Raw genomic sequence first — 6,176 nt, 5'->3', positions numbered from 1 at the left:
GGCATGCCGAGCCTAAGCGAGGCACCGAGTGGTGGGGCAGAGACCTTTTGGTTACTTTTGGGGCGTTTGCAAAAAGTGACCCGCTGTAAGAGCGAAACCATAAGCCGCCGTTACCGCAGCAACGGATATGTACACAAAACAAAACAAACCCAGAACTACCGGGCCTTGTCTTCCCGCCCCCGCAACACCCGATTAGGCATGGCAATCGCCGCCGCCAACCCCAACAACGAAACCCCGGCGCTGACCATCAGCAAATGCCGAAAGGTAATCAGCAACTCCCCCCGCAAGGCATCCTGCGCCGGCCCAGGCGCCGCATTCAACCCATCCAGCAACACATTCCCGGAACTCCCCTCCGCGACCAGCGCCCCACTGGCCAGGTGCGCAAAACTGGAGTCCTGCAACAACGCCAGCAACAGCGCCGACATGCATGCCACCCCAACCGCACCGCCCAGGGAACGGAACAGGTTGGTGGTGCTGGTCGCCACCCCGATATCCCGCTGCTCCACCGAGTTCTGCGTGCCCACCAGCGAAGTCGGAAACTGCATCCCGGCGGCAATCCCACACAGCAACATAAATAAACTGGTCACTGCCACAGCCTGAGGCGCACTGAGGGCCATACCGAGAATCGCGATCGGACTCAGCAAAGCCCCAATCAGAATCATCGGCTTATAGCGTCCCGTCACTGAGGTCATACGCCCGGCAAAATAAGCCCCCATCGGCAAGCCCATCGCCAGCGGCAGCAAGTGCAAAGCGGCGCTGTCGGCACCGGAACCGGTCACGGTCTGGTAGCGCAGCGGCATCAACACCGTCAGGGAAATCGCCTGGAAACTGGTAAAGAAAATCGTGCACCAGCACAACACCGCACTGCGGTTGGCAAACAAGTGCATCGGCAACAACGGCTCCCGCGCCCGGCGTTCGTGCCACACAAACACCGTCAACGCCACCAGAGCGCAGGCCAGCAAGCCCAGCACTTCATCGTCGCGCCAATGATGACCCTGGCCGATTTCGGTGATGCCCAGCAACAGCGCCGTCAAACCGACAATCATCAGCACAGTGCCGAGATAGTCGATCACCGGCTTGCGCTGCGGCACCGGCAGCCCTACCAATGTGCGATGGGCCACCCACCAGGCGCCCGCGCCCAATGGAAGGTTGATCAGGAACACCCAGCGCCACGACAGGTACTCGGTCATGTAACCGCCCAACACCGGGCCGGCCACGCTCGCTACCGCGTACATGCTGCTGAAGTAACCCTGATAACGCCCACGCTCACGGGGCGGAATGATGTCGCCGATAATCGCCTGGCTGACCGAAATCATCCCGCCGGCACCAATGCCCTGGAGGATCCGCGCCAGCACCAGTTGCTCCATGCTCTGGGCCATGCCGCAAAACAGCGAAGCAAGGGTGAACAAGCCCATGCCGATCAACATCATCGGCCGGCGCCCGTACAGGTCGCCGAGCTTGCCGTAGATCGGCACTGCCACGGTCATCGCCACCATGTAGCCGGAGATCACCCAGGCCAGCAGGTTGACGTCATGGAACTGGGCGGAAATCGCCGGCATGGAGACGGCGACGATGGTCTGGTCCAGGGCCCCGAGAAAGATCGCCATCATCAAGGCGACAAGGACACTGCGAACAGCTGGTGTGGCGGGCTGATTGAGGTTGGTCACGGCAGAACCTGCGAGCAAGGCCCGCGGGAAAAGGAAGCCCGCGGGAATGCTCGTCAGTGTACTAGATAGCTGGCTATTCGATAGTCTCGTAAGGAAGTCCGACGTAATTTTCTGCAATGGTTTTACGCCCGGCTTCGGATTCGACGAAGTACTCCAATTCGCTCTGGGCGATGCGCTGGCTGAAGCCGTCCGCCTCGGGGAATTGGTGCAACATCGAGGTCATCCACCAGGAAAACCGTTCGGCCTTCCAGATCCGCCGCAGGCAAATCTGCGAGTACTTCTCCAGCAATTCCACTCGGCCCTCGCGGTACACCTTGAGCAGGATATTGAACAAGGTGCTGACATCACTGGCCGCCAGGTTCAAGCCCTTGGCGCCGGTGGGCGGCACGATGTGGGCGGCGTCCCCCAGCAGGAACAGGCGTCCGTATTGCATCGGTTCCACCACAAAGCTGCGCAGTGGCGCGATGCTCTTTTCGATGGACGGGCCTGTCACCAGTTGCTCGGTGAGTGCCTGAGGCAAACGGGTTTTCAGTTCATCCCAGAAGCGCTCGTCGGACCAGTCGTCGACCGACTCATCGGCCGGCACTTGCAGGTAATAGCGGCTGCGGGTCGGTGAACGCATGCTGCACAGGGCAAAGCCGCGCTCGTGCTTGGCGTACACCAGTTCCTCGTGGATCGGCGGCGTGTCGGCGAGAATGCCAAGCCAACCGAACGGATACACCCGTTCAAAGATTTTCAGCGCCTCAGAGGGAATCGACTGACGCGCCACACCGTGGAAACCGTCACAGCCGGCGATGTAATCGCAGTTCAGCCGGTACTGCTCGCCTGCATGCTCGAAGCTCAGCCACGGCTCTGCGCTTTTCAAGTCATGGAGCTGTACATTGCTGGCTGCGTACAGAGTAGTGGCACCGCTGGCCTGGCGCGCGGCCATCAGGTCGCGTGTGACTTCGGTCTGACCGTAGATCATCACCGTCTTGCCGCCGGTCAGCGCCTTGAGGTCGATGTGGGTCAGCTGTCCGTTCAGTGCCAGCTCAAAGCCCTCATGCACCAGGCCTTCGACGTCCATTCGCGCACTGACGCCGGCCTGGCGCAACAGGTCGATCATCCCCTGTTCCAGCACCCCGGCACGGATGCGGCCTTGCACGTAATCCGGCGTCTGGCGCTCAAGAATAAGGGTTTCAATCCCGGCGTTGTGCAGCAGTTGACCGAGCAGCAGCCCCGACGGGCCGGCGCCGATGATGGCGACTTGGGTTTTCAGCGTTTTCATTATTTTTATGGCCCGCAAGCTTCACCCGAACGTATTCGGTGAAAGAGTTGTCATTGATGTTGTTGCTGGCATTTTTCACTTGAGTGCCCGGCATAAGAAGGTGAAAACTGAGCCCAAAGCTGCGCTTTTCGCCAATTGGGGCGATTACCGCACAACTCTCCCGAAGTATCGGATGAAGCCATGACCAAAACTGCCAGTGCCGCGATTCCAGTGTTCAAGCTCTACGGTGAAAGCCAGCAATGGCCGACTCCGGATTTGTTGCACTGTGAAACCATCTCCCGGCGCAGCCGTGAGTACCAGTGGGAAATCCAGCCCCACCGGCACGCGGACCTGTGCCAGTTGTTGTACGTGCACAAGGGCCAGGCGCAGCTGGAGATCGAAGGCCAGCGCAGCACCCTGAACGAATCGACGCTGCAGGTACTGCCGCCGTTATGCGTGCATGGGTTTCGGTTTTCCGAAGACGTCGAAGGCTTTGTGGTCACCCTGGCGGCGCCGCTGATGGCGCATTTGCAAGGGCAACTGGGCGCGGCGCTGGATGGCCTGAACGCCTTGGGCAGCTATCCCGCCGGCAACGACAGTGACTACCTCAACAGCCTCTTTGCGCGCTTGCAGGACGAGTACGCCAGCGATCAACCGGCGCGGGACATGATGATGCACGCGCTGGTCAGCGTACTGCTGGTGTGGATCAGCCGCCAGGCCATTCAGCGCCGGCATCCACGGGCGCCAAGGGGCCGCGAATACTTCCGTCGGTTCACCCAGTTGGTGGAGCAGCACTATCGCGAACACCCGAAAATCGAAGACCTGGCCCACAAGCTTGGGATCTCGGTCTCACACCTGAACGGTACATGTCGGGAGTTGGGCGGGCAGCCCGCGTTGCAGATCATGCACGACCGCCAGTTGCTGGAAGCCAAGCGTCTGCTGACTTACACCAGCATGACCATCAATGAGATGTCGGAGGTTTTGGGCTTCTCCGATCCGACCAACTTCTCACGGCTGTTTCGCCGACGCGTCGGGTTCTCCCCGAAGGCGTTTCGGGAGCAATTGAAAACCGACCAGGACGCTAGCGAAGCGAACTGAAGGCGGCCATGTGGCCAACGCATTGACCATGATTGCAGCTGGAGGCGAAGCCCGGCTGCATGCGGGTCTGTTCGACGCGGTAGGCGGCAGTGCCATAGAGCGCTGTGGCGGCGGCGCACAGGGTGAAAATCATCAGGTACTTTCTTGTTTTGATCGACATGATGCTGACCTCTGACCGGATCAAGAAGGTGCTTTGATAAGCATAGGTCAGCTGAGGCAAGTCGCCATTATCGGGCGACATTCAACCTGTTTATGTCGGCTCAGAGACCGACGTCCCACACCGGCTCTTCCGGAAACCTCAGTACCAAGAAATCCAGCAGGCTGCGCAGCGCCGCAGGCATGTGCTTGCGCGAGGCGTACACCGCGTAGATGCTCATCTGCTGCGGCTCGGCCTCGGGCAACAAGCGGATCAACTCGCCGCTGCGGATGTAGTCGCCCGCCTGATAACTCGGCAGCCGCGACACCCCTGCCCCCGCCAGCGTCACTCGCAATAAGGTGCTCGCCTCATTCGCACTGATATTGCCCTGCACCGGCACAGACACCGGCTCGCCGTTTTCCACGAAGTGCCACAGGCTTTTGCCGAAGTAGGAGTGGGTCAGGCAATTGTGCCGAGCCAGGTCCTCGACCCGCCGGGGCTGCGGATGCTCCAGCAGGTAAGCGGGCGAAGCGCAGATCACCGAACGGCACAACGTGAGGCGGCGGGCGATCAGGTTGGGGTCCAGTTCAAAGCTGGTGCGGATCGCCAGGTCGATGCGTTCGTCCACCAGGTTCACCGTGCGATCGAGCATCTGCATGTCGATGCTCACCAGCGGGTAGCGCTTGACGTATTCGGCCATGGCATCGGCCAACTGCGCCTGGCCGAAGGACGTGCTGACACTCAGGCGCAGCAGGCCACGGGGCGCTTCGTCCGGTTCGCTGACGGCGGCCTGCATGTCGCTGCACAATTCCAGCATCTGCCGGCAACGGGGCAAGGTTTCGCTGCCGGCGGCGGTCAGGCTGAGCTTGCGGGTGGTGCGGTGCATCAGGCGCGCGCCGACCCAGTCTTCCAGCTCCGCCAGGTAGCGCGACACCACCGGACGAGAAAGGTCCAGGTGGTCGGCCGCTGCAGACTGGCTGCCCAAGTCCACCACGGCCACAAACACGCGCATTGCTTGAAGACGATCCATGATTTGCCCGCTTTTAGAAACAAACTATGTCCAAGCATCGCATTTTTTGTAGCGTTTGGTGCAACTAAGCTCTGTCCACACCTTACCGATGACTGGAGCAGCACATGTTTGGATTCTCCCCGCTCAAGCGCGTGGCCCTGGCCGCCGCTACCCTGGCCTTCGCCGCGCACGCCACGGCTGCCGACTTGACTCTGGACGCCTACAACCCGGGCGAAACCGCGATGATGCCGGTCACCTCCGTCCTGGTCAGTGGCGACAAAGACGCGATCCTGGTGGACGCCCAATTCGGCAAGACCCAGGCAGAGCAACTGGTGCAAAAAATCCGCGCCAGCGGCAAGCGCCTGACTACCATCTACATCAGCCACGGTGACCCGGACTACTACTTCGGCCTCGATACCCTGACCGCCGCGTTCCCCCAGGCCAAAGTCGTGGCGCCGCAGCCGGTGGTGGACCATATCAAGGCCACCGTTGAACACAAACTGGCGTTCTGGGGCCCGAAACTGGGGGCCGATAAGCCAGCCAAAGCCGTCATCCCTCAGGTACTTGAAGGCCACAGCCTGACCCTCGAAGGCAAGCAACTGGAAGTGATCGGTCTGGACGGGCCGCAGCCGGACCGCACCTTTGTGTGGATCCCGTCGATCAAGGCCGTGGTGGGTGGTGTGGTGGTCTCCGAGAACATTCATGTGTGGATGGCCGATACGCAGACCGCGAAGTCCCACACCGATTGGCTGGCAACCCTGCAACGTATCCAGGACTTGAAACCGCACACCGTGATTCCGGGTCACTACCTGGGGACACCGTCGCTCAAATCCGTGGCGTTCACCGCCGACTACATCAAGGCGTTTGACGAAGAAACCGCCAAGGCCAAGGACTCCGCCGCCCTGATCGCGGCGATGAAAAAGCGTTACCCGAACCTGGGCGACGAAAGCACCCTGGAATTGGGCGCCAAAGTCGCCAAGGGCGAAATGCAGTGGTGAGTTGATTCACCCCTTAACCGTA

At 60.8% G+C, this 6,176-nt stretch carries 6 protein-coding genes; 2 read left to right on the top strand and 4 right to left on the bottom strand.

Going from position 1 to position 6,176, the window contains the following annotated elements:
* Positions 1-155: 155 nt before the first annotated feature.
* Positions 156-1,667 carry an MDR family MFS transporter gene (locus tag K0H47_RS07065; protein WP_063032556.1) on the bottom strand — a complete coding sequence of 504 codons (1,512 nt, stop codon included), beginning with the start codon at positions 1,665-1,667 and terminating at the stop codon, positions 156-158.
* Between the two features lie 73 nt (positions 1,668-1,740).
* Positions 1,741-2,925 carry a 4-hydroxybenzoate 3-monooxygenase gene (gene pobA, locus K0H47_RS07060; protein ID WP_219272263.1) on the bottom strand — a complete coding sequence of 395 codons (1,185 nt, stop codon included), beginning with the start codon at positions 2,923-2,925 and terminating at the stop codon, positions 1,741-1,743.
* A gap of 189 nt (positions 2,926-3,114) precedes the next feature.
* On the opposite strand from pobA, the gene K0H47_RS07055 reads away from it, so the two are divergent.
* Positions 3,115-4,011: a helix-turn-helix domain-containing protein gene (locus tag K0H47_RS07055; protein WP_063032560.1), complete on the top strand. Its 897-nt coding sequence runs from the start codon at positions 3,115-3,117 to the stop codon at positions 4,009-4,011.
* Here the strand turns inward: K0H47_RS07055 and K0H47_RS07050 are convergent.
* Together K0H47_RS07050 and K0H47_RS07045 are read right to left on the bottom strand one after the other, a co-directional pair.
* Entirely contained in the window at positions 3,995-4,252 is a 258-nt protein-coding gene (locus K0H47_RS07050) for a hypothetical protein (protein ID WP_063032562.1), read from the bottom strand. The genes K0H47_RS07055 and K0H47_RS07050 overlap by 17 nt on opposite strands.
* Before the next feature lie 19 nt (positions 4,253-4,271).
* Positions 4,272-5,177: a LysR family transcriptional regulator gene (locus tag K0H47_RS07045; RefSeq protein ID WP_219272260.1), complete on the bottom strand. Its 906-nt coding sequence runs from the start codon at positions 5,175-5,177 to the stop codon at positions 4,272-4,274.
* Positions 5,178-5,281: 104 nt separating this feature from the next.
* Here K0H47_RS07045 and K0H47_RS07040 point away from each other — a divergent pair, with 104 nt between their 5' ends.
* Entirely contained in the window at positions 5,282-6,154 is an 873-nt protein-coding gene (locus tag K0H47_RS07040; RefSeq protein WP_093200707.1) for an MBL fold metallo-hydrolase, read from the top strand.
* Positions 6,155-6,176: the final 22 nt, after the last annotated feature.

The organism is Pseudomonas sp. Xaverov 83 (assembly GCF_019352905.1).
Classification (GTDB): Bacteria; Pseudomonadota; Gammaproteobacteria; order Pseudomonadales; family Pseudomonadaceae; genus Aquipseudomonas; species Aquipseudomonas yamanorum.
The sequence above is the reverse complement of the archived record's forward strand: the minus strand, read 5'-3'. Positions and strand labels throughout refer to the sequence as shown.